Source organism: Dysgonomonas sp. GY75, from assembly GCF_015234155.1.
In the GTDB taxonomy this organism is placed as follows: Bacteria; Bacteroidota; Bacteroidia; order Bacteroidales; family Dysgonomonadaceae; genus Dysgonomonas; species Dysgonomonas gadei.
Genome location: NZ_JADCLQ010000004.1, coordinates 71,716 through 95,537, shown reverse-complemented (window position 1 = coordinate 95,537; position 23,822 = coordinate 71,716). Strand labels below are relative to the sequence as shown.

The following is a 23,822-nucleotide window of genomic DNA, read 5'->3' as shown; positions in this document are numbered from 1 at the left end:
CACACAAAATACAAGACAAAGGCCGGTGATCACTTTTTATCATGCAGACGCAAATTATCTGGAAGGCGGCAGGATAGAGAATAATGAAATCTTAATATATCGTAACGAAATGTTTTCCGAAACATACCGGTTCATTGTAAAATGGACGCCTGCAGGATCCGGGCTGATAGCCTATGAAGCTCCGGTTGCAAATATACCACACCTGAATGTTTCAATTAACTCCCCTGACGGATCATTACAATATATTCCCGCCAATTCCAGGAACGGAATGATGGGCTATACGCTGCTTGTTACAGGAAACCAGGATGTCGGCAATGCTACCAGTATTGTATTTATTGTCTCGAATGGAGAGCAAACTTACGAAGAGAGGTTGATTGTACGTTATGTAGAGCCGGACACTCCCTGAAAGATGCAGGACCGGCCTGGGAACCTGGGCCGGCTTTGCCGATACCAGGATTTAATCCCGGCCGTATCACCTGAAAAGAAAACCAATGGATGTAACAGGCATTGATATACAAATCTGCCGTACCGGAAGGAGAAGGGGGAACATAATACGGCAGGCTACCGGAACCGTATGGGAAGATGGTTTCAGCAGGAAAGAAAGAACAGGAAATGGATGGATATGGATAAAGGGGTGAAAATAGAAAACACGGAGGCGCCTGCTGCCTGCTAATCATTCAGGCGGCACCTGCCGCAGGGCCGCACCGCAGTATCCGGGATGGAGGAGTATAGAGGCTATACCGTGCCATGACCCCTGAAAGCTCCGCTTTATCAGGCCTGCTGAATCGGGCGTCTTTATAATTTTATGGGGCTACGGGTACTTTAAAGCTATCCCCGGAGGGTCTTTCCTTTTCGTTTATTTTCACAAACGGTCTTTCCGGGAAGAATTTGATTTGTAATTGAGCATATATGAACTGAAAATATAAATATGAAGAAGGTTTTTATCGTTTTTTTGATGGTATTATTTGTTTGTTTTCACCAGGCGGTTTGCGCACAATCCGGTTATAATGCCAGTTATCAATATATTGAATTTTCGCATGATAAGGAAAATGTCTATGTAAGTATTTATTTTAATTCGCAGGGCTACTATGTTGAATCGGGCGATTCCCTGACATTGATACCCCTGATAAGGGCACATACAAATACCCTGGAACTTCCTAAAGTAGTTCTGATAGGACAAGGGCAGCAAGGCTTTTATTTGCATAACCCGAGCCATGCGAATATCAGCCCGTATAGCCATCCGCAGGTTTCCAGCCGAATAAATGATTTATACCAGGTAACAGTGCCATACAAGCCGTGGATGGATAATTCAAGGTTAGACCTAAAAGTTGATTTGAACCGGATAGGAGGATTCCCGTTACACAGTTATGCGCAAGTTCTGAAAAATAGTATTCGTGCAAAAGCACCTGATATGCAGATGCCTTTGATTTCTGCTAAAACGGAATACAATGCCGATCCACATCCACAGACCGAAGATATCTTTTCCAATCCGGCAGGCCCTGCCAGGAAAAGTATAGCCTTTGATTTACGCCTTTCGGCTAAGAAATCATTTGTGACAGCTAATCTGGAGGAAATTAATAAAATCAGGACGTTGATAGACTGGGCAATGACTAATCCGAATGTTTCGCTTACAGGTGTCTATATCACCGCTTATACATCTGTTGACGGGATTTATATGGATAACCTCGAACTGACAAAAGAACAGGCTTTGGCTTTTAAGAGGATATTGCAAGCCGAAAATAACTTTCCCGAGGCTCTGTTCTTTACAGAATGGAAAGGAGAGGATTGGCCGGGATTAACAGAGCTTGTCAAACATACAAATATGCCGTATCGGCAGGAAGTGCTGGATATCATAAACAATACAGGCGTTTTTACAGGCCGTGAGTTGAAACTTATGCAGCTGGCTCAAGGTAATCCTTACAGATATATGCGGGATAATTTATTCCATCAACAATGGCGGATAGAATGCCGGGTCGTATACAGAAACAATTAATGAAATGCAGGCTATCCGATTAACATGCTGACCAATTCTGCAGGGATATAAAAACGTACGGATACCGGAATGTAAACCTACATGAATTAAGTTACTGTTAGATTCGTTGTGATAAGCTTTCATTTTTGTATCTTAGTTCCTTGAAATACAGTATGAGGTCTACATTTTAAATCTATTTTTCTGTTGTGATAAGCTTTCATTTTTGTATCTTAGTTCCTTGAAATACAGTAAAACGGCATGATGCCTGTAGTGGTTATCGGTTGTGATAAGCTTTCATTTTTGTATCTTAGTTCCTTGAAATACAGTGTATGCAAAAGCGATTCAATAACAATGTATGTTGTGATAAGCTTTCATTTTTGTATCTTAGTTCCTTGAAATACAGTATAGGTATATATAACACCCTGTAATTCAATAACTATCACAGCTCATTAGGATTTCAAAAAATGATGTATTTCAAATAAAAATCCCGACCAAAATCGGGATTTTTATTTTTAAAAAAGCTCCAACTGTTGCCCTTCCGTTTTCTTGGCTTCTACACTTTTACCATAAAATAACTCCATCATTCCAAATTGTTTATCCGTTATACAGATGATTCCCACATGTCCTTTTTCCGGTAAAAATCTCTTAACCCGCTTGATATGAACATTCGCGTTTTCCATACTCATGCAATGACGGAGATAAATTGAAAACTGAAACATCGTAAATCCATCCTTTTGCAGATTTTTACGAAAATCAGCATATACCTTCCGGTCTTTTTTTGTTTCGGTAGGAAGATCGAACAGTACTAAAACCCACATAACCCGGTATTGATTTAACCTGTCCTGTTGCATAACATAATGTCACAATACAAATTCAGGATATTTTATTTTTCGCAATTTACCTTCAAAACATTGTGTTAATGAAGATGTAGTCTGGCTGACCGCGACCATTAATGGACTTTTTTTATCATTCACCACTACATCGATAGTTGGTATTTGCAATAATTGTGTTTTTATGGACTGAGATAATTCTTCAAAGTTTTCGCCACTATCTACAATGGAAAATACAATCGCATCAACGAAAGGGCGATAAGGTTCCATAATATCGTCTGCCAGACAATAAGCGTTGTAGCGATTGTGGTGATGTATGCCCAAAGTCGGCAGCAAGCCGCTTGAAACCAATGAACGCGCCACAATAGCCCGGAGAATGGCATATCCGTAATTCAAAAGGTTGTTGGGAGGAGATTCCTCCCTGCCTCTGACAAAACTATCTGTTTTGGGAAAAGCTTCTTTCCAGTAATAGGCTGCGGCTCTGGCTTCGTAATTATCAGGATCACCGCTTTTTACATCACTTGCCCAATACTCCATGTTGCGAACATTGCAAGAACGGAATTTCTGCAAAACAGCCGTCTGATTCTTTATTTTAGCTTTGATGGTTTGCTGCCAAAGGTTCTTTTTCAAAGGGTCGGTAGCCTGAATCTGCGCGTTGAATTTTTCCGTTTGAGTTTTATTTCCACATAACGAAAGCATTAGCCCGACCGGCATACGGTTGCTATTACAGGTGATAAGAGCGGTATTATTTTCCAGTAGCATCTCTATCAGTCCATGTGTCAGGGTGATTTGCTTGTGATCAAGGACAATAACGCCCAAATCCTCAATAGGAAAAGTCACCTCGCTATCCTTTTTGAATTTTTCGGGTAAAGCATCGTTTTTTTCAACCTCAGGAAGTTTCACTACCAACTGGCTGTTTCTCATACTCAAGTATGTTGGGTTGCCGAAATAGAGTGTTTTCTTGACCATGATTCAGTATTTAAGATTTCTTTAATTCATTGCACCATCCCTCTCTGTATCAATTTTTCCTCCCTCATAACCGCATACACCCATTCGTGGAGAATTTACCACAGGCAAAGCAGCGTAGTCTTCAAAATCATCGCATTGTTTTGCATGCTTTTTAGCGCATTTATCACAGAACATGGAGTCTTCATCCCATCCATGAACTGTACAGATATAAATGGCCTGAGCTTTTTTACACGTTTCACAAAGCCACTTCAAGGGTTCGTTGCGTGAGAGTAGGACAATTTTTTTATCGGCTTTTACAGGATATTTCTCCATTACTGTCAGCAGTAAATTAGTACTGCTTCCAAAATCGTATTCGTATTCCAGTTTTAATGATTTTTCAAAAACTTCACTGGCTTTTTTGCTCATCGAAACTCTGCCTCTTGTACTTGCAAAATTAAAAGCGCTTAAATGTCCGCAACATTCAAGCCAGATTTCCCTGAGGAATTTATCTATATTCTTCATTGTGGTTTCGCCATCAATCCATAATGACAGGGAATATGGACTGCTACCATAATAAGGGTCGGTTTCTATTTTCACTAAATATGAATCCCCTTTGGCATTTTCCAATATTTTGCCATCCAAATGCGTTTTTAAATGGCGGTTAATACCTGCTTTGGAAAATGTTTTACTACAAAAAAGACATTTACCTTCCGATTTAGGATCTTGTTCCATTGGATTTGCTTTTTAAATTGTTATATACTAGTCATTTATGCCTGTAATAAAGAACGGTTTCGCCTCCGGTTGGCTTTCACATACTCAGATATGTAGGGTTGTTGAAATCGAGCGTTTTTGATCATGGTATTATGATATTGTTAATATTTATTGCAAAAATAAAAATAATTTCCTCGGTATAATTTTTTTATTAGATTTTTATATATATTTGCAAAAAGCAATAGAGTTTGTTTATTTCTAATCCTAATAAAAGGGATTTTTTATAAGAATGCGATTTTCATATTACTAATATATGAAGAGCAGAAAGAAAAATAAAGGCATAAGTAAAATAAATATTTCATATTACATAATATATGAGAGCGTTGTGGATAAGCTTTCGATTTTATCTTATGCCTTTTTGAAGATAAAAACCTAATCAAATGGCAGTTTGATTAGGTTTCCAAGAGGCTTTGGCACCTCAATTGTTTTACATTATTATTTTATCACTATGAATGAAGAAAATAATAAGATTGAGATTTTTTGCCGCTACATTATAAAGAATGGCAAAAAAATCTATCCCAAAGATAGTAAGTTTTTTCATTTTTGGGTGAAAAAAAAGCTAGAAAAAAGCTAAACTAAACTAAATTAAAGACAGGCTTTACTAAATTATAAAGCCTGTCTTTTTGTTTTACAAAATATTTCCTAGCCTATCAACGTTTATCTTTATACACACATCTTTTATCATTTCTCCGGAAAGGCTTCTGCCCATCTTATTTAAAGGCGAAAATTCGACTTTATTTACTATAGGATTTGCAACATCCTGACGGATAAAATGACATTCTGAACCCGTACAACTTACCATTTTATAAATCCTACTTACCTTAAAATCCTCAATACGGCATTTGGTTCCACTAACTAATTCCTCTTCCGTTGGCACATAAACCAAATCGTTTGGAGACAAATGAAACAGCAATTCACATCCCTTTTCATTCCTTTCAGGGACAGCATTCAAGCCTTGTTTCAATCGTTCGACCACAACATTTAACGGAATTGTTTCATACGAACGACTACCCTTATCATCCACATAAATAGCAAAGAACAAGTTCGTTCCTTTAGCTGCCTCGACATATTTTACTTTCTTATTTCCTGTATATCCAACTTGAAATTTATTTCCAATTGTTTCATATACGCGTACTTTACGGATTGGCTGATGAGCTTTACCATTATTGAAGGCAGTAATATTTTGGTTCATTTCCTCGATACTTTCCGGTGAGAAAGCCAGTTCCGGTTTATTATCCTTTGTCGCTAAATAATTCAGAAGAATCTTTTGTATCCCGCTATCTGTTACAGATTCTTTTATGACTTTTTCTGTAAAAGAAGTATCCAACGATTTTCGCACCGCGGCATTCTCCGTCTCAAAATAATAAATATCCACTTTGGAAATATCTATTTTTCCATAAAGATATTTCCGGTCTTTAAAGTATTTATTGATTTTATCCGGATCAAATTTTCCGTATGTCGCGCTGATTCTCCTTATCTCATTCCTAAATCCTTTATCGACAATATTTTCCAAGTTTTTCAATGCTTCGCTCAGTTTTACTCTCTTTATTCTCTGCAACGAAACTTTGGCAAACACCGTATCCTTGTGCAAAGGCTTCCGTATTGCCCAACTGTCGCCTTTCGTTTGCGATTTCAATACCTTTTTCCCGTTTTCGTAAGCCTGATACTTGTTGGTGGTTTTATTTATTACCCGCAGGTTTTGTTTGAAGCTAACAACTATTTTCTCCAACTCATTTCGGGCGTCAGTAGTGAAACTATCCCATGGCTTTATAAACTCTTTTGGTATTTCCCGTTCCACTTGTTTATTAGCTTTCTTATCGAAATATGAAGTTTGTTCGAACAACCTTAATTTCCGCTGTAAATCGTATCTTCTCACGTCGGATTTAGCAGACTGATTATTCAGGAGATTCACATGATCTCTTGTAGCACAGGCAATAACCAAAGCATCCATTGCATGATGACGATGGTCGATACGTTTCTTTTGAAACCCTTTCGACAACTCCAAAGGAACCGTTGGCAGGAATTTTTGGTATTGCTCGTTCCAAGCTGTAAATGCAGTGCTATTAGTCAACAAGTTCATTCGTTCAAAACGAGAGATAATCAGGCTGTTCCAAACAGCATCCAAGCCCCAGTCACGTTTTAATACGGTAGTTACACTACCGCTGCAAGGCACAACATTTTTTGAGGTGGCCTCCTGCTCACCTTCTTCTCGAACCACATTTGACAATAACCCTTTCACTGTCTTACTGATATATCGTGTATCGTTCATTTGCCGGTCAATAAACGATTCGGGAATTTCTTCCAATAGGAGTTTGTTGCGTTTAGAACGACTATTTGCATAATTATCTTTTACAAAGGCTTGATAATCTTCTTCCGAGGAAATTTCAACTACCTGTCCTAATCCTAATTGCACTTTCTCTCCATGATGTTCTTTTATAAACTCTAATCCGAGTTGGTTATCCTTTAATCGATTCACAGCGGCCTCGCATATCACCTTATTGCTGAAACTGTCGTCAAAATAGCGGCTTTGCGGAATAATATGCTCTATCTCGTATTCAGTGGTGAATAATTTACCTAACGGAATGAACTGTCCGGTATAAGGTGAACGATATTTTTGCTCCAACCACAATTTATAACGTTGGAGCTCCGAACTTGTCGGTTGTGCAGTTTTACTTATTTTCTGAATATCATCGGGAACTTCAATATCGGAATTGATAACACCATCTTCATAAATCTTCAATAATTCCTGTTGCATAGGCGAATAAGGCCGGACATTATCAACATTCAGTTTTCCGTCCGAATTCTCTTTCAATTCCATCAATAAAGCCTTGATACGGAGATTGGTGTTTTCATTTTCTGTAATATACGAAGTAAGCTGCTCCCGTTCTTTCGCTGTTTTTTTCATTTCACGTCCAAGTTCGATATGGATTTCGAAAATATCCCCGTATTTCTTCCAAATATCCCGAACTACCCTGAGCGTTTCTGTAACCACTTGCTCTACGATAGGATTCCGCAAGGAATGTTGCCTAAACTCCTTTAAATAATCGTCAATATCCTGTGGCGTTTTCCAACGGATAATATCATTTGCTTCGGAATGCCGATCATAAACAATATACTGTGCCAACCACAGTTGCAAACCCTGAAAATCGTTTTCACCAGTTAGGTTTATAGCTTTCTCGCGCACACGGTCTTTTATTTCCGCATCGTATTCTCCGGTGAGGATTTTATCAATTCTGGCTTTGGTCTTTGCATCTATAGCATCCCAATTCCAATATTTGCCCAAGCGCATTAATGGCAATAATTTTTTAATCGCTTTTTCGGAAAATGTTCCATATTCGTTTTTGAATGGCGGAAATTTTTTGAAGTTTTCCACAAAAGAAATTTCATCTATTTTGTATTTCTTTGCAAAAGAAGACAAAGCTTGCTCATACTCTTTTTTGTCTGTTACCGAATAGATTATATGCCATAAATTCTGTTCTATTCCGGATGTTAAGAAATCAGCCGGAAGATATTCGACTTTTGCCAACCGTGTTCTTATCTGTGTCCCGGTCTCGTTGCAAGGATAGGTCTTATCTTCCACAAAGTTCCAGCGATGCGTTTTTTCTGTCAATTTAAAATACTTTAGCAGAGCTTTCTGGTCGACCTCTTTCCGGTTATTCAGGAAATCAAAGAGATTTTCCTTATCATTAATACTTGCAACAAATTGTGAGGTAACATCCGTATCATTTTCTTTTCGATAAATTTTCAGATTATACATCCATTGCCAAAGACGGAACTCCTGATACAGCGGGTGAGATTTCGGTATGGCTTTCAGGTATTCTTTAATTTCGTTCCCTTCTTTATCTTTATACTTCCTAAATTCCAAAGTACAGTTTGAGATAGACGATTTCTGGCTTCTGAGAGGGCGTTGGTAAAAGATAATATCATTTATAAACAAATGGTCAAAACCTTTTTTGCTCAGGATAAATTGGTGCGCTTCGTTATTGCGATACAATTCACGAACACAATCACTATACAAGTCTTCTGTAAATAATTCGGGCTGTAATTCTATCTGTTTTTTCAATATAGCAATCAGTTCTTCTTTATAATACTTACGTTCGATAGTACGCACTAACTTCCCCCGAATTTTTTGACTCGGATTTGACAAGAGATTCTCGTAGATGTATGCTCCAACCGTTTTTTGAGAATATTCTATTTCCGATTCAGTTTTCTTTTTTAGTAACGTCCAATCATCCTCACCGGGTGCACGAAACGAACGTCTTTCATTCCCTTCCTTATCAATTTTTATCGTACCATCATCATTCAGGTCTGTGGTGACAATGAAATCTCGAACTTTGTCTTTCCAGTCAAATAATGGATTCTTACTTGATCTGCGATAAATCCATCCGTTTTCCAGATGTAGCGAATACCATATGTCGCCTTTGCTATTGGGTTTTTCATCTGCCTCAACTTCAACGATTTTCAATGAGTGAAACGCTACAGACTTATTGGGGTTTTCTTCCTCCTCTTCGCCTCTCAATTGGTAATATCCACGCTTTTGGTTAAAGTTCAGAATAATCCAGGCGAGTTCTTCTTTTGCTATCTTTTGAGTTAATGCCTTTTTACGCAAATAATATATTGTCCAATCGTATGGAATCTTTGTCTCTTTTCCATTCGCTTTTATATAAAATAAGGAAGGGTTTTGTTGTTTAAAATCAATAACCATCTCTTCAAAAGATTTACTGAAGAAAAAATCGCGAGCATTGTAAGCCAACTTGGGTTCGGTCTCATTTACAAATTGCCCCAAACGCTTTTCAAAATCAATGTGTTTCTCATAATGTTCGGGAAGAAAACCAAGTATATGCAGAATACGGTGCAATCGTTCCCGGCGAAGCAGATGCCTTTCCCGCAATCGTCTTGTTCCTCTAAATCCGGTTCTTTCTGCTGTTTGCGAAATGGAATTTCCTTTATCAAAGTTTCCCAGAATATCCTGACTCATCGGAATAATCCTACTACCCATACCTAATATTTTTTGAGCATCTTTATCAACCAATGCCCATCCAATACTATTTGTACCTAAATCTAGTCCTAATATCTTTTTCATACGATAATAATCTGTGTTTTAAGGTCATTTGAACTCACACAATTTTTCTATCAAAATTTTCAAACATAAAAATGAATGTTTAAAGGTAATTATTTCTAACAATTTTATGGATTTTCCGAAGAAAAAATATATTTTTGTAGAATAAATTGAAAGCTTATCACAATAAGGATTATTCCGTTGTGAAAACATTTAAGGCGGGAAGTAATTCTCGCCTTCTTTTTTATTAATTACTGTATTAGCCACATATAAGTGATTTTTTGCAACCCACGCATCCATAATTTTTATTTCCACAAAACATATTCCGATTTAGTACAAAACTCAGGAGGAAATATGTAGCGGTACTTTACCGGACATACGAATTCTTATCCAGATCAAAAATTTCTTCCAGCAGTTTTTTCTGCTTGCGTAACAGCCCTATAATCTGCTGCTGTTGGCTGACCAGTGTTTCCAGGGACTGCGCGATCTGGTTGATTGTCCCGAAATCCAGGGCCGCTGGCTTCTTTTCCACATAGTATTTCTCGACGGGTCTGAGTTTCGGCTGGTTTTTGGCATCCTTCTTCCTGTGCGCTTTACGGTAGCATAAAACCATACTGTGCAAGCCGATGTCTTCCAAAGCCCTGTTATTATATGCCTTGTTACGGGTATCGCGGCATAGCCATCCGCGCACCTGTATCCTGATAAAACAGTCCAGATCCTCGAACTGTTTGAGTACATTCCCGTGCTTGTAGTAGTTGCCGAACCCGTCTATCTTGCGATTTACAGCATTAATAAAAGCCCGGGTATTTTCTCTCCTGCGGCTTTTGACGAATTTCTCGAACCGGTTCTTAAATGAATCCACCTTGTACTTCCTGATACGTGCATAGCCTCCGGAAAATGACCATCCGCAGAAATCTATTTCCCTGTTTGCAAAACGGCCTCCGTATGTCTTCTGGGCATTCAGCCTGACACCTAAATCCACCAATAGCTTCCCGGTGATATAGTCCCATACCAGCCTTGCCGTATGGTCGTCTTTGCAGAGCACCAGTATATCATCGGCGAATACCAGCAGCTTTACGTTAAACTTACGTTTGATCCCGAGCCATATGGGCACAAGGGCCATTGTTGCCAGGATACAGCTCATCGCGCTGCCCATCGGGATCCCATGGCCCGGGGGTAACGATTCCGCCCATAAATGCATCCGGGGAAAGAAGGTCTCCCTGAAGGATTTGGATACGCATGACAGCGCGTACAGGTCGCGATGCGCCAGTTGTACCTGCCCGATCATTTTAAAGGGATCGACATTCGGGTAATATTTCTCGATATCCCCACGCAGGGCATAGGGATATTCATTCTTGTGCCTGGAAATAAAGTCGATGACCGTTGAATGCGTCCAGGGTGTCATGGAATGCATGGGCAGGCGTCGCGTCATGACCTTCTTGAATATTTTGGAGAATCTGCTGAAGTGCACCCAATGAATCTGGTGATATGCACCCAAAGGAGAGACTAATTATTCATGACAAAATTACTTTTTTTTTCTTAAACTTTCACCTTTCAGTTCAAAACGGTACGAAGAGTGTACTATCCTGTCGAGTATCGAGTCCGCAATGGTCTCTTCGGGGAATATATCAAACCATTTATCCACAGGTAGCTGGCTGACGATAATCGTAGCTTTTGCTGTATGCCTGTCCTCAATAATTTCCAGCAGGTCCAGCTGTTGCTGGTTATCCATGGCGGCCAGTCCGAAGTCATCGAGTATGAGCAACTCCGTTTTAGCCAGTTTTTCAAAGAAACGGATTATACTACCATCCAGCCTTGCGTATTTTATCTTGACCATTAGCTTTTGCGTATTATGGTAGGCCACTGAGAAGCCCAACCTACACGCCTGTGTTCCCAGGGAGGAGGCCAGGAAGCTTTTACCACATCCTGTTTGACCGGTAATCAGTACAGAGTCTCCATTGCGGATAAAACTTCCTGAGGCAAGGCCCATCACAGCGGATTGTTCCAATCCCCTGGCCCGGTCAAAGCTGAGTTCTTCAATCGAAGCCCTGTAACGGAAGGTGGCGTTCTTTAGTAAACGGGCATACCGCTTTTCCTCCCGATAATCCTGCTCGGCTTGCAACAATAGTTTAAGTCCGTCGGTAAAGCTTAGTTCATGTACCCTGCGGGTTTCTTCAAGGGCTTTCAGGCATGATGCCATGCCCGGTAATTTTAAGCCCTCCAGATCAGTTTTGATTTTTTCCATTTTTACTTTGTTTTAATGATACATTTTGATATTAGTAGTAATAATTTTTCCCTCTTATATTCAGATGCCGCGGAAGCTCTTTAAACTCCAACTCATGCTGTATATAGGTTTTATTGTCTATGATCCTGATAAGTGACTTGCAGGATAGCATATTGTTATCCAGGGCAAACCGGCAGGCCTTATCAAAGATTACCGGGTCTGTCTTGCGCTGGAGGCTCAGTAACCCGTCACAGCGCCTGTAAATCATCTCCGGGATCAGGTTCTGTTCAAAATTCTTCTCTACCAGTAAGCCCAGCATATGGGAACGCTCCTTTGCCTTGGTTATGTAATAATCGGGAGAACGGTCTTTATAGTGGCGGTGGGTGGAGCAAAGGTGCTCCCTGAGAGTCGTGTAACCATAACCGGCAGCCCTGCGATGGGTAGCCACACATGCGCCTTCACAAAATATCTGTACCAGGGTGCGGGTATAAATCACCTGAACCTTTTTTCCTATATGGCAATAGGGTACAGAGTAATAATGCTTGTCCCTGCCCAGGTAAATACAGTTGTTATTGGCCACCCGCAGCTGGGTGTAGTACTTAACTTCAAAGTCTGCCTTGGGCAAAGCTATCAGCATATTTTTTTCTTCGGCTAGGAATTTCTCCTGCCGTGTGTATGGCTTTTGCTGCATCCTTGTCTGGTTGTGTTCCATCGTTTTTTCAAGCAGGGCATGGTTCAGTTCCGCCAGGGAGAGGAACACGGTATCACGCAACTTAGCATAGACACGGCGGTAAATAATTTTTACCTGGTTCTCGACAGCCGCCTTGTCACGGGGGTGCCGCGAACGGGCAGGAATCACTACAAACCCGTAATGATTGGCGAAGTCTTCCATCAGGCGGTTCAGGTCCGGTTCATAGCGGTCGCTCTTTATAACCGCCGCTTTCAGGTTGTCGGGAGTCAGTATCTTGGCTGACCCTCCCAGGTGCCGCAAGGCTGATGAGAGGGCGTACAGGAAGTCCTCCGTGGTTTGTGAGGATACAGCCATTGTAAAGGTATAGTCAGAGTAAGGCAGGCAGGCCACGAAGATATGCGCCTTCAGAACCTCGCCTGTTTCCCGGTCAATATAGGACATCGTATCCCCGGCAAAGTCCACATACAACTTCTCGGCTGCATGGTGATCAAGTATGGCTACCGGGTGCCGTGCCACTTTCAGTTGCTTCAGGTGGTAGCAGAACTGCGGATAGGAATAGCCGTCCGGATGGTTAAGCTTATACTCGTCCCATAACAGTTTACGGGTGACATGGGCGCGACCTAGTTCCTTCTCAAAATATGGGATCTGCTCCCGGAACACGGTGAACTTATCCTGTGTATAGGCGGCTGTGCCTGCTATAAATTTTGTTTCCAATACCGGATCTTCCAGCTCCAGCAGCTGATCGATATCGTACCCGTGAAGCTTTAACTTGTCGATGTACGAGTTGACGGTGGCTTTATAAAGGCCCAATTCCCTGCCTATCCCACGATTGGATACTCCTTGTTGGTGTAATCTCAATAATTGTTTTATTTTGCTCATACGCGTTGGTTTTCCTGCCATAGTATCAGTGATTATGTTTTTTTACATAATATAAAACTATGGGAAAGCCTCTCCTGATGGGTGCGTATAGTCAAGATTATATGAACTGCTGATCCCGGATGAAAGTTATCCCGTATAGAGCACAAGATCTGATATTTATGCAGTCAATAATGGGTGCATATAGTCAAGATTACTGGCGTTTTTGACCAGACTGTTACACACTGGGTGCATATGGTCAAGATTCCGGTAATCGAACCGCCTTTTTTTACTCTTTTTAGCTGTTCATAACCTCTTTTTGGGTGGCCATCTGCCAGATTGTCGCTTTTTTACGCTTAAAAATACTCACAATCCGATACTATTTTTACCCATTCTATGGGTGGGCATACTCAAGATTATCCAAGCCAGAAAACAGCGAAAATCACAAACCAGCCGAATATCCGGGTATAGTTGGGGGTCAGTTCGTGCCGGCGGCCCAACATGAGCAGGATAAAGGCTGTGCGTTCGAGCTGTATAGTCACATAGCTCAGGGCAAAGACCAGCCCCCTGTCCACAAAGGCGCCGGGTATAGCTGACGCAACAACCAGACCGGCCAGCATCAGCGCAAACAACAGGATACGGATACTCCGCAAGTCCGGATCGAACCAGTTGGTCATCCACGTCGTATGCTGCCAACCCAACCATACGGCGAACCATAGTACCGTGCTTTGCACAAACCCTTGCCAGTCGAGGTGGTGCAGCAAATAATGTGAGATCTGTGTGACGGCGAATACATAGATCAGGTCGAACAGCAATTCGGCGAAAGAGACCGAAGCGATTCCTTGTCCACGCTTGCGGAGGAATGTAGAAGCGGATCGGTGAGTTATATCTGTGTGCTTTTTCATATACCCCTCTTTTGTCTAGCTAATATAATTATTTCCAATAGATTGCAGGTATATTTTACCTGAAATTTTCGATCAGCCGGATGATAGAATAATAAATCTGTTTTGCGTGCGTATAATTGCAGCATGTTTTTTGCTTTACATACAATATAATCATTCATGATTGCTCCGATGTAGAATTATTGCATAAGCCATTAATACAACAAGAAATGTGAAATATGCCAGTAATGATAAAAGGCTATAACTTCCGGATATAAATATTTTCTCAATAATTTTTATTATTGTAAATGATATAAAGGATGTTACCAGTATTATTTTTGAATTATTCAAGGCTAGCATAGACCCTTTATGGTCAATATCCTTCGTGTTTCCTCCCGTCAACCTGATTTGCACGGTAGATTTATAATAGCTGAAAAAACTGAATACGATAAACACAGGAAGTAAGAATAAGAATATTTTTTCAATGTATTCTAAATAAACTACCTCTGTATGCTTTTCTAAAAAGCATACATTAATTGTTTCCTTGATTATACATACAATGGCATATAGTCCCGATATAATCATCGTAACATACAGGACGAAAAGGACAAACCGGTCAATAATATGCCTTTCTATCTTATCTGTGAGTTTCAACCACCATACCTCATTGTAAAATTTATTTTTAGGACCATTCATTCTTGCCTGAGAAATATCTAAATCCAGCAGTTTTCCACTTTTAGAAACTATTTCTGCCGGATAATGCATACCTAATATGGATTTGGAAACATAGTCCGTATTGGTATCAAAAGGGAAATCCATTTGAATAAGATTAACCGGAGCATGTTGACTTACAATAATATACTTAAAGTTCCCTAATCTGTAATTTACAGAGAATACAAAATTTAAAAATTCAATACCTGTATGATCCTCATAAGTATGATCTAAGGTTGGGTCTATAACGAATAAATCGATATCCGGATAATATTCTATAATCTCCTGAAATGAGTTTTCGGTCTTATTCCTGACAATCCGGTCTATTAAATATCCTATATTTTTATACTCTTTCTGAAAAGCATTATCTTCCTGAGGAAAGACTGAAAAAAACTGGGGATACTTTTCAAATCCTTCTTTTATACTTTGAAAATTCGATTGCTCATCCTCAATTATTAATACGTTCTTCATTTTTATTAAAGTTTAAAATTATCTCATAATGATGATTCCCATTATTTTCTCCATTTTTAAATTCTATTTCATGTTTTTTACATATTTCACGACACATTTCCTGACCTTGTCTTTTTCTGGGGGATTTACTGGTCGTTGATGGTTCCTCATAATTATTAGATATAGAGAAATAATCATTTGTAAATTTACATTTTATATCCGGCTGAATGCGAGGACTATGTTTTTTAGCATTTATCAATAATTCCAAAAGAACGGCTTCATATATTACACTTTCCAGCACAATACTGTCAAAACCTATTTCAATAGTATAATCATTTTCCCTAACAATTTTTTGAATATAAACCGATTCTAAGATACACTTTACTTTATTAAAAATTTCTTCCCTGGTGTATATTGTTTTTATGCTATTACTGGGATCATAAGCTAAAATCTGATTTTTAACCGCTTTATTTAAATATTTAAGCTGTTGAACATATTCATCTCCATTTTTATTAATTATATCGATTATTTTATCTTGATAATTAAAATAATCGCCCAAACCATGTTTTAAACTACGTTGATAATCTTCCCTCTCTTTATTTTTCAGGAGTTCCAGGAAAGTATTCTTCGAGGTAACTATCCGTAGAAAATCTCCTATAGGTTTTCTTAATAATAAGATCAGCCTCAGCTTATCTTCGGGAATCCTCTCACCTTTTTTTCGGATTACAGTTAAAACGGCCTGTGAATATAATTTATCCGATTTATTTGCTTTATCTGATATTCGAACAAGCAGCACCGAAGAATTTTCAGGCAATGCTTTAATCCCGGGACACCCCTTTATATCTTTTTTCAAGAAACCTTTCCGGTAAACCGGCTCATTCTGTTTTAATATTTCTAAATTAGATAACGTATAGCTCTCGGCATCTTTAATCCCTTTTATCATTTCAAAAGTAATGGAGGATTTCAATGTTACCGCATCAAGCCCGTATGTTTTATACGATAGAGGTCTGTTAGCAGGAGATGAAAAAACATATAGATCCTTTGCTTCGGGAATCTCTGAATTATTATAGTTTACGGTTAAGAAAGAATCTGTGACATCCTCCTCGCCAATTATACAGGAAATATAATGCAAAATAGTGTCGACACTTTCTTTTACTCCATTCTCATTTATTTTCCTGTTCCAGTTATACAACAGGCTCCTTATATTTAGGAACCGGTCAAAAGAATCAGAATCTTGAAGTACATTCGTTATGGAGACATATCTGTTATCCGGTTTATATTTAGCAATTATAGTATCAAAGTTTTCAGTATCTATTATTTCTTCCCGATTAGCAATTTCTTTACTCATGAAATATTCCCAGAATCTTTCTATTGCGGCTGTGTTCTCCAATCTCAATAATCTTAAATAATGATTGAAATCCCCATTTTTATTATTCGTTCCAGATCCGCTATTTCTGAGACTTTGAATATTCTTTTCCAATTTAATGGACTTGGTTTCATGCCCGTTAATTAATTCCTGTATATATGTTATAAGATGATATATTATTTTTTTTGATGATATATCACTCTTTTTTACAGTTTTATATTGTTCGAATTCTTCCTTAAAACGATTTGATTCGGAAAATATTTTTGCAGAGAATGGTGAATTATCATCGCTCAAATTGTTATCTTTTATCTGACATTCTATTGAGCTGGTATCAATATTTTTCAAAAAAGATTTAACATCTCGATACTCTTCAAATAAAATTATGTTCTCCATTAAATAATTATATATTTCCAGTTTCCCGGGTAAATAGGCAGTGGTATTAAATAAATCCAACAACTGGTCACAGGCATCCGTTATTCTACGTTTGTCGTGTTCATAAACCAATGTGATTAGTTTATCCATTGCCTTGAAACATCCAGGATGGATTATATAATTGCTCTTTAACTGGACACTTCTTTTTAACAGGAATTTAAGCTCTTGAAATTTAGAATAACCGGATGGTAGACTGAAAAAAGATTCTAATTCTTTATCCGGGCCTGTAAGGTTATATATCCGGTTGATTTCCGATACTAATTCTTCTAATTGGCTGATTATCCAATCAAATGTTGACATCCTTATGTCCTTATAATATATCTGGGGTGTCCCGCATAGTATTTTCAGGAGAACATATCTTAGATTATCTCTATATGTTTTAATTATCTCTGTGTTTTTTGTGTCTGATTCCAACTTACTTAAAAGCTTGTTTTCCAACACGGCCAGACCGCTAATATCTTTAGTAAAGCATTCATTTATGGTATTATCCCGGCTGCTTTCTTCAAATAAGGTATAGAATTGGTTTAAGACTAGAAATTGGAAGAGTTTCCTGTTATGATAATCTTTTTTGGCAGGTATAGCTATATCAGGTATAGCTATATCAGGTATAGCATTACTGATATCGACAGTATCTAATTTTTTTATTTTTTTATGAAATAATTCCTTAACTGCATCTACGGATGAAGTCTCAGCTAAGTAGCCGTATCTGGTTCTCTCTTTTATGAGGGGAAACTCATTATTCAGTTCTTCTATCGGAGGGCAGTTGAACTTTGCATAATACAAAAAACGAATAGTTTCATTAGGGATATCGTTCAAATCGGAATTGTCATTTTTTAGGCTGATCAACAGGCTGTTTTCTTTGTCATATGTCATTCTGTTGATAAGAGCTATACAATAATCGATACCTTTACCCGTCTCTATTTTATTTTTTGTTATTTGGACGATATGGTTGGTGCCGGTAAAAGACGCCGATGAGGCAATGACATCATCCACATAAATAATTAAATCTGATTCATGTAATCCGTCGGCATATAGTGATTCCACATTTTCAATATAATCTTCAGATAAGGGGATCGAAAGGATGCTTGCCGTATATTTGAATACATGCTCATTTACTAAATCTATGAATTTGGATTTATGCCCTGTGGCAGGAGTTACCAATACAACCTTTTTATATTCTGATAAAACGGAATTGAATACTTTATCCCGTAAACCTTTCAGCCAGTCCCTTATAGGTTTTTCATTCGCATTAACGATCCTGCCTGTCGGGGTAAAATACAAATAATGATTCCTGCCTCTTTTCAAATTTCCATAGAACAGGAAATTTTCTAAAGACAGTATATTCCCCCCGTATTTATTGGAAGTATTGGTCTTAGGGCAATCAAAAATTAAATTGGGGGTTATCGAGGCTTTACTTGTTTCGATTAAACATTCTTCTTCTGTAATTTTTGCAGGATAACACAACTCGCAATCATCAGTGTTGTGCCACCGGGTATAAACGGGTATAAAATATTTTTGCTCTATTTTATTTTCTTGTACGGAGTTATCCATAACCTTTATTACTTTTTTCTTTTTGTTTATGGAATGCCATTTATAACAAGTGCGTAAAAGGTTGTCTTCATACAGAAAAAAAACAGGTTCTGTCTCATCCGGCCTTCCTGCAATATCTTCAAAGCTTATCTTATTCTCATTCTCATCTTTATGGCTATGGCCGACAAGCAAAATATTTATATTTTCATCTATAATGTTATATTTACTTGTATGGTTATTTATCCTGAATATTTCTTCTAACCTGTTATGTATCTTTAATGGAGTTGAAAATGTAGTAGCGATAGGGACTATAATTATAATATTTTTTTTTAACGTTGTCAGGTCCATGGATAATTTCCCGTCTTTTATTGTATTATGGTTTAATTTATATTCCGGATTATGCTGTTGCAATTTTTTTTCGAGGATATTCCGTATATTACCAATCAATTGGGCGGAATAATCTTCATACCCCATTAAGGTGATTTCGTCAAATGCATCATGTACTATCCCGTATATATAATCAGATATCAGATAGGATAACGGCATCGTAAAGAAACTATTCTGGAATAGCCTTTTTGCATAATAAAAATCCTGAATATGGACTTTCGATCCCAGCTTAAAATGAGTTCGGGAAATTTTATAGCCTCTATTATTTGTTTTGTCATTTTTGATATCATATTCTTTATTCAATGAGTATTGGACAGATTGTTCAAACAAAGTCATAGAACTGCCACCCTTATATTCATTCGCTATTAACAATTCAAAAAACGACAGGTTCCCGTTAGAAAAAAGCTTTGATTTGGAATAGTCAGGTTTTATACCAGCTTGTTCAACTTTTTCTATTTCAGCCCTATGCTCCTTTTCTATTTCAGAAAAGAAATCGTTTCTGAAGCTATAATGATGTCGCCATATATTTTTGTTGATAAAATAAAAGGTCCCGATATCCTGTCCGGTCAATAGAGTCGCACCATACCGGCGATAGATATCCCCATATATATCCGGCTTCTCTTTGTAAGAGTAAAAAAGCACCCTGCTGTCCTGATTCCAGAATTTTAAGCCGGGTAAATCTATTACACTTTGCCTGATTCTGATAATTTGCCTTACTGTTTCGTTTTCCAGATTATAGATTATTAAATCAGGTATCAACAGGCTTAATCCGGCAAGCAACCTGACCCATTGGCTATCGGATTCAAGATGTTTTAACTTACAGCCATTAATCAATATTATATTCTCTCTTGCCCGTTGGGATACAGCCTTTATCTTTTCATAAATTTTCAGGAGATGATCATATTTATTATCAGAAGAAGGCGAAGGACTAAAACTTGAAATATTATAAATATATTCATACCGGTTATCTTCGATAATATCATTGTCCTTATCAGAGACATCTATAATTTTATATTTATCTAGTTCTATAAAAGTATTTATTTCTTCATTGGCAAGAGTCGAGGGTACGGAAATGATGTGGTTGGAATTTTGCCTGGTTTTATTTACAGGTATGATGCAATTATATGCCGTGCCGTATCCTACGATATCTGGGCATTTAATAATAATATCTTCATTGTTTGCTGCTTTTTTATAAATATAAACTCCTTCACGGGAAGAAGATGTCTTTATAAACCCCGAATAGTTCTCTTTAACAATATATGTAAAATAATGGAGCCCGTACCTGCTTATTATCTTATTTTGCTGATGAGAGACATGTATAAACTTTTCGAAATTTATCACAAAGAAATCTTCATAGTTATATTTTTCCTGTATAATATTTTTATCTCCGGCCGCTTCCTCTTTTGTAGCCTGGGATTCCCCCTGGCTTTCCAGATTTGAAATATACGTTTCCCGGATTGAATATTTTCCCAGATCGATGACATTCAAATCCAGAAAGAAGTTATCGTCGATTTGTTGCAAATACCTTTTCTCTGAATCCCCTTTGAGTAAAGACAATCTCTGCTTATCAAAAAAACGGCAGGTGATAACTCCCTTCTTCCCGGAAGAGTGTTCAACAACATTCATTGCCAATTCTTTTACTCCCACCGAGATATCCTTTACAAACTCTTTATATTCCTTTATCCGCTTCCGGTCATTTTGTATTATTCCTGCCTTTTCAGCACGATTTTTTCTCCTGTCTTCATAAATTTCAGGGGAAAGGAGTAAATTAAAGACGCAGATCTCAAAAGCACTAAGGTCATCCGGATTGAATTCATTAAAAAAGGAGTTAATAGGCTCATCTCCGGATTTTGTCCGTTCAACAATGTCATTTATTAATCTGTTATAGTATTCGTTTAATAATGTATTTTTGTTATTCGATGCGGAGAATTTTTTATTAAAATATTTGTCTATATCTGCCTTGTTTTCAATAAAAAACGGAGGTATGAATTTTTGAGACCTGTTTGGTTCCTTATTTAAGTCATACCGGGTTTCTTTGATCTCACCGGTTTCTTTGTTTAAATAACTGCCCTTAAGGTATATTTGATTCGAGAACCTGCCTGAGATAGAGATTATTTGTTGTAATTGTTCCCTAAGGCTGAACGCCCGGTCTGCTATCGTATAATCTTTGATGACAAATTCTACCTTGATATTGGGAAACTCACTCAAAAACAATATGATATAAGATAAAAAGACAGGATCCATCTCTCCGGTAATATCACCGGATTTTTCTTTCTTGCCAGTGATATTTATATTAATCTTATTATAGACAATTGGAGTAACCTCCCTGTAAAAATTGACAAACTCATTTATTATTTTAGAGTCTACGTTATTTTCAATAATAAATTCTTTTACCATACTGTTTATTTAAAAGTTTCCTGTTTAGAATCCGGTGATACAGGATGAATATCCCAGGTTTCCATTTAGTCTTATCCAAATCCCTGTCAATAAGTATTACGTCGAATAGTTAATTATGAATCATTTTTTATCTCTGTTTCAAACTCCGTTTTTTTAAGCAATTTATTTTTCAGTTAAAATATTACTAAAAATAAGATTTACGCCCTATGTGCCAGCAGCACATAAGCGACTTACTACTTTTCATATACTCACTTATATAGAAAAACATTTTATCCGGTAACAATTATTAGACATAATCCCGCCCTGCATAACGTCAGGGCGGGATTCCGCATATTGGTATAGTTACGACTTGTTTTACCATCGGCTGAGAGGTCGCGGGATGACCCTATGTAAGGTAGCCGACGGATTTCAACCAGCGACTATGGAAGCAGCAAGATTCCTCATGGATTTAATTTCTAAGTTCTAGAAAGCCACGACGGCTATCGCGAATCCCTGGTCATAAATCGGGTTGCCTGGTCCATCGACGGTGCCAAATATAATTCCGCCAGCGGTACCTGCGCTACCCACAAGCTCAGTTAAAATCATGCAACGCACCCGCAGGCCACCATCCCAAAACATGGGTTCATAAGGTACGGCATAATAGTTTTCCGTGCCGTCGGTAGATAGAGATTCCACTCCGTTTGCCTTGAACCACGTCAGCAGAGCGTTGTCCGGTGGTATTATTGGAAATCCCCGGAGCCAACCGGTGGCCAGCCCGTCCTTACCCACAAAAGATGAGAAGGCAGGAGATATGGTATACAAAGATGATTTACTCCCCGCATCCAGGGTTTTTATATTATTGTAAAAAGGGTACTCAGTGGCCGCATTAGATAGCGCATCCGCCATTGCTGCATATGGGTCGGTAGCCCATGAATCGAACGAGTAACTAGAAGAGGTAGAGAACGCTCCATCCAGGCGGACAATAGCGTAGCCATGGCGGCTCGGGCTGGTCCCCTCGGGAGTAGTAGCGTAGACCACGCCATTCAAGCCATCAACCGTATAAGGGGCACCAACCGAATATTCTGTAGTTGCCGGTTGTGGCGTCGGTAAAGTCTGCGTAATTTCATTATCAAAGTCAGACACAGTCGGTAAGCTAAAGTCAATTCCATACCCGGCCATTCCCGGTACACCTAGTTTGAGTTGGAACGTGTATTGCCTGCCGGCCTCGAAGACGATACCGTCATCGTAATTATAAGGGTCATGCAACCTGAAATAGAAAGTCTTCTCATCTGTTACTACATTATCTGAATTAACTACCGCTATAGTCGCCTTCAGGTAAGAAGCATCAGTTGTGACTATATCCGTTTCTAGACCCAGCTCTGTTGATGCTCCGGAGAACTCACCCAAAGTCGTTTGCTGCGGCAGCACCATCAAGCCGTTGGAAGCATTGGTGATGTCGGTAAAGGTATTGGCGTCCGCGCTATATGGCACATGCACCTGCGTACTGCCCAGATCAACCTTGTAATCATGGGATTCTGCCTGTCCGCTCCATAAAGTTTGGTAGCCGCCTGTCCCGACCGGCTGGTACACGATAGGATCGGAGCCGTCCGGCAACGTACCCTTCAGATCGAGCGTACCTTTACTATACAGGTTTGTCAGGGCCAGTTCCTTAATGACGTAGGTTTTATCCAGATTTTGATTTTTCGCCTTAAACACAACCCGTGACAGGGCATGCTTGAAGTTCAGTTGCACCGGGTCGGCAGAATTTGCCAGATTTGTACTTTTAGCAACAAGCAAGTCTTCCTGCTGGGCGGCTGTTTTGGAATCGCCCACGAAGCCGGGAACGGTGTATGAGATTACGGGGCCGCCCGTGGCAGGTGTCCCGGATACGTCGCCCGCTTTCAGCCCGGTTGTGATATTCACGCTCGAAGCCGGAGCATAGGCGAAGAAGTCCACCTGTCCTTCGGCAGGCCAGCTTGCCTTGGGGAAATATTCCCATGTAGAGGTAGAGCCCCCCTCCCCGCGTGTTACGGTAACACCGTTCAGTACATAGGAGTCATAGTCTGCTGAAACAGGATGCCCCCATGCCGCCACAGTGAACGAGGTCAGGGTGCTTTGTGTGGTGACACTGGCTTTGACCTGCCTGTCTGTCCAGGTGGCAAAGCTGATTTCACGGCCATTGGTGAATTTAGAATCGTCAGAGCCGTCATCGGTGCAGCTGCTCAATAAGGCGAGCATCAACGCCGGAAGGTAAAATAATTTTCTAATACTTTTCATAATGTCAAAAAATTAATTAATAAAAAACTGATCTGTTATCTATATGAATCAGTTGTCACACT

Annotated in this window: 14 protein-coding genes; 3 read left to right on the top strand and 11 right to left on the bottom strand. The window is 39.0% G+C overall.

Translation table 11 applies throughout. The annotated features are described in order from the left end of the window. The 3 genes from IR083_RS03940 to IR083_RS03930 all read left to right on the top strand — a co-directional run. On the top strand, positions 1-406 hold a 406-nt coding region (locus IR083_RS03940; protein ID WP_194223321.1), incomplete at its 5' end, for a hypothetical protein. An 85-nt stretch (positions 407-491) separates the two neighbouring features. Beyond that, entirely contained in the window at positions 492-638 is a 147-nt protein-coding gene (locus IR083_RS03935; RefSeq protein ID WP_194223320.1) for a hypothetical protein, read from the top strand. Positions 639-928: 290 nt separating this feature from the next. Beyond that, positions 929-1,993 (top strand): DUF3868 domain-containing protein, encoded by a 1,065-nt coding sequence (locus IR083_RS03930; RefSeq protein ID WP_194223319.1) that lies wholly within the window; start codon positions 929-931, stop codon positions 1,991-1,993. Between the two features lie 491 nt (positions 1,994-2,484). Here IR083_RS03930 and cas2 read toward each other — a convergent pair whose 3' ends face one another. The 11 genes from cas2 to IR083_RS03875 all read right to left on the bottom strand — a co-directional run bounded on the left by cas2 (position 2,485) and on the right by IR083_RS03875 (position 23,760). Continuing rightward, the gene (gene cas2 / locus IR083_RS03925; protein WP_194223318.1) at positions 2,485-2,790 is read right to left on the bottom strand and encodes a CRISPR-associated endonuclease Cas2; all 306 of its coding nucleotides are present in this window, start codon (positions 2,788-2,790) and stop codon (positions 2,485-2,487) included. A gap of 42 nt (positions 2,791-2,832) precedes the next feature. Then, positions 2,833-3,771, bottom strand: coding sequence for a type II CRISPR-associated endonuclease Cas1 (gene cas1, locus IR083_RS03920; protein ID WP_194223317.1), 939 nt, complete (start codon positions 3,769-3,771; stop codon positions 2,833-2,835). A gap of 21 nt (positions 3,772-3,792) precedes the next feature. Next, the gene (locus IR083_RS03915; protein WP_194223316.1) at positions 3,793-4,482 is read right to left on the bottom strand and encodes a hypothetical protein; all 690 of its coding nucleotides are present in this window, start codon (positions 4,480-4,482) and stop codon (positions 3,793-3,795) included. A 667-nt stretch (positions 4,483-5,149) separates the two neighbouring features. Beyond that, complete coding sequence (gene cas9, locus IR083_RS03910) at positions 5,150-9,604, bottom strand: type II CRISPR RNA-guided endonuclease Cas9 (protein ID WP_194223315.1); 4,455 nt, start codon at positions 9,602-9,604, stop codon at positions 5,150-5,152. Between the two features lie 343 nt (positions 9,605-9,947). Further along, the gene (locus IR083_RS03905; RefSeq protein ID WP_194223314.1) at positions 9,948-11,012 is read right to left on the bottom strand and encodes a reverse transcriptase domain-containing protein; all 1,065 of its coding nucleotides are present in this window, start codon (positions 11,010-11,012) and stop codon (positions 9,948-9,950) included. Between the two features lie 93 nt (positions 11,013-11,105). Next, positions 11,106-11,825: an IS21-like element helper ATPase IstB gene (istB, locus tag IR083_RS03900; RefSeq protein ID WP_194223313.1), complete on the bottom strand. Its 720-nt coding sequence runs from the start codon at positions 11,823-11,825 to the stop codon at positions 11,106-11,108. Between the two features lie 31 nt (positions 11,826-11,856). Next, a complete protein-coding gene (istA, locus tag IR083_RS03895; RefSeq protein ID WP_194223312.1) occupies positions 11,857-13,395 on the bottom strand; it encodes an IS21 family transposase in 1,539 nt (512 codons plus the stop codon). 371 nt (positions 13,396-13,766) lie between these two features. Then, the gene (locus tag IR083_RS03890) at positions 13,767-14,255 is read right to left on the bottom strand and encodes a low temperature requirement protein A (RefSeq protein ID WP_194223311.1); all 489 of its coding nucleotides are present in this window, start codon (positions 14,253-14,255) and stop codon (positions 13,767-13,769) included. A 150-nt stretch (positions 14,256-14,405) separates the two neighbouring features. Continuing rightward, positions 14,406-15,413, bottom strand: coding sequence for a hypothetical protein (locus IR083_RS03885; RefSeq protein ID WP_194223310.1), 1,008 nt, complete (start codon positions 15,411-15,413; stop codon positions 14,406-14,408). After that, entirely contained in the window at positions 15,391-21,504 is a 6,114-nt protein-coding gene (locus IR083_RS03880; RefSeq protein WP_194223309.1) for a hypothetical protein, read from the bottom strand. The genes IR083_RS03885 and IR083_RS03880 overlap by 23 nt, the downstream gene beginning before the upstream one ends. A gap of 462 nt (positions 21,505-21,966) precedes the next feature. Beyond that, positions 21,967-23,760 (bottom strand): fimbrillin family protein, encoded by a 1,794-nt coding sequence (locus IR083_RS03875; protein WP_194223308.1) that lies wholly within the window; start codon positions 23,758-23,760, stop codon positions 21,967-21,969. Positions 23,761-23,822 lie beyond the last annotated feature (62 nt).